Genomic DNA, 2420 nt, shown 5'->3' with positions numbered 1-2420 from the left:
CAGCCGGGCGGCGAAGGTGCCCGCGAGGTGCTCGGCGTATTCGACGCCGGTGGTGGCGCGGGCTTCGGTCCACCAGTACGGAAGCGGCGGCGGGGTGGCACCCAGCAGCCGTTCCGCCTCGCCGGCGACCTGCACGAGCAGCGGTGACTCCACGGAGACGAGCGGTCGGCCCTCCTCGTCGCACAGCCGCACGACGGCGCCCTCACCTGCGGTGTCCACCAGTTTGTCGGGACCTCCGGAGAGCAGGCCCGCGACCACAGCCGACGGGTCGGGCATGCGCTGGGTGAGGGCGATGACGTCCTTGGTCATGTGGTCGTCCGGTCCTTTGCCGTTCGAGGGGTGGATGCCGTACGTGTCGTGGGTCCGGCGTGTGCGGGGGGCCGTCGCCGGTGGGTCACCGCGCGGCGAACACGGTCTGGACGATGCTGTTGGGGCGGCCCCTGCGGACCAGGACGCCGCGTCCGGGAGGCTGCCAGGAGGCGTACACGCCGGGGAAGAGCTGGCCCTCACCGCGGTCCCCCGCCATGACGAGAGCTGCGGACCCCGACTCGCGAAGGCCCTGGACGAGGGGTTCGTAGATGCCGCGGGAGGCTCCTGCCACGCGGCGCGTCAGGACGAAATGCAGACCGATGTCCACGGCGGAGGGGATGTAGGGCAGAAACGGGGCCAAGGGGTCCTGGCCGGCGGTGGTGAGCACGTCGTAGTCGTCGACGAGGACGACGATCCGCGGGCCGCCGCCCCAGCTGCCCGGCTCCAGGTCCTCCAGCCGCGCGCTGTCGTCGGGCAGCCGCTGTTCCAGCACGGTGGCGATGCCCGCGGCCAGGCCCGCACAGAGCTTGGGGTTGTACGCGTAGCCGCCGTTGAACTCCTCGGGGACCGCGCCGCGCAGACCGCGCCTCGGGTCCATGACGGCGAACACCAGCTCGTCCTCGCCATGGCGTTCGATGAGTCCGTCGGCAATCACCTTGAGGAGGTTGGTTTTGCCGCATGCGCTGTCGCCCATGATCAGCAGATGCTGGTCGTGCCGGAACAGGTCGAGCAGAACGGGTTCGAGCTGTGCCTGGGCCAGGCCGATCGGCACCCGCCGAGGTTCGGTGACCGGGCCCGGCAGGAGACGGGGCTCCAGGAGGTGTGGCAGTACCCGTACCGGCTGGGCGACCTCGCCGCTCCAGGTGGCACGGACCGTCCGGGCCGTACGCTCCAGTACGGCGCCCAGGTCGGCGGTGTCGGCGAGGGAGTCCGTACGGGGCAGCGCGACCTGTGCGAAGAGCTTGCCGGCGGTCAGGGCACGGCCGGGCTCGTCGGGTGACAGGGTCGCTGCCAGTTTGCTGTCGATGCTGGACTCGCCGGGGTCGTTCAGCCGCAGCTCGACGCGCGTGCCGAAGTTCGACTGGACGGCGATACGGACGTCGTTCCAGCGCAGCATGCCCGCCACGACGTGGACGCCGTAACCGCCACCGCGTTGCAGGACGTCGGCGACATCGTCCTCCAGCTCCTCGAAGTCGTCGCGCAGCGCGCCGAAGCCGTCGACGACCAGGACGATCTCGGCGGAGGCCAGCTGGGGCAGCCGGCCCGCCGCGTGCAGGCCGCGCAACTGCTCGACGGAGTCGATGCCGTGCTCGCGGAACAGCTCCTCCCTGACCGCGAGCATGTTCCGTACCTCTTCGACGGTGCGGACGGCGCGTTCGCGGTCGGCGCGGCCCGCGACACCTCCGACGTGCGGCAGTCCCGCCACGGCCTGCAGACCGCCGCCGACCAGGTCGAGGCCGTAGACGCCGACCTCCTGCGGGGTATGGGTCAGAGCGAGTGACAGGACGAGGGTGCGCAGGAGTGTGGTCTTGCCGGACTGCGGGCCGCCGATGACAGCGGCGTGGCCGCCCGCCACCGTCAGGTCCAGGTACCACTGCCCCTGCCACTGCCTGGCCGGATCGTCGAGCAGACCGAGCGGTACCTCCAGGGGGCCGCGGCGCCCTGCGAGCCGCATACCGAGCGCACCCACGCCCAGCGGCCCGGCAACCTTGTCCAGGGCGAGCGCACCGGGCAACGGGGGCAGCCAGATGCGGCGCACCGAACCGGCGGCGTGGGCCAGCTGCTCGACCATGACGCCCAGATCGCTCGGTCCCGTCTCCCGGCGCCGCATCGTCGGCTCCTGCTCCTGCGCGCCCTCCGCCGAGGGGGCGGAGCTGAAGGCGTCGTAGGGGAGGGCGAGGGGGCCGCCGTCCTCTTCCTCCAGGCGTTGTACGGGGCCGCGGTAGGCGCCTGAGACGTAGCTCGCCTTGAAACGGTCGTAGTGGCTGGTGTCGACCTTGAGGTAGCCGAAGCCGGGCAGCGGCGGCAGGTGGAAGGCGTCCGTGGTGTCCAGGACCGTACGGGATTCGTCGGCGGAGAAGGTCCGCAGGCCCAGCCGGTACGAGAGATAG

At 71.7% G+C, this 2420-nt stretch carries 1 protein-coding gene and 1 pseudogene; both read right to left on the bottom strand.

Going from position 1 to position 2420, the window contains the following annotated elements; genetic code table 11:
* A pseudogene (locus IH45_RS0142460) lies at window positions 1–309 on the bottom strand (DUF6177 family protein); the annotation flags it as partial.
* Window positions 310–394: 85 nt separating this feature from the next.
* Window positions 395–2420, bottom strand: a 2026-nt coding sequence (gene eccCb, locus IH45_RS0142455; protein WP_030682470.1) for a type VII secretion protein EccCb, incomplete at its 5' end; no start/stop codon positions are given.

Source organism: Streptomyces rimosus subsp. rimosus, assembly GCF_000720725.1.
GTDB lineage: Bacteria > Actinomycetota > Actinomycetes > Streptomycetales > Streptomycetaceae > Streptomyces > Streptomyces rimosus_A.
This window is presented reverse-complemented; position numbering and strand designations above follow the sequence as displayed.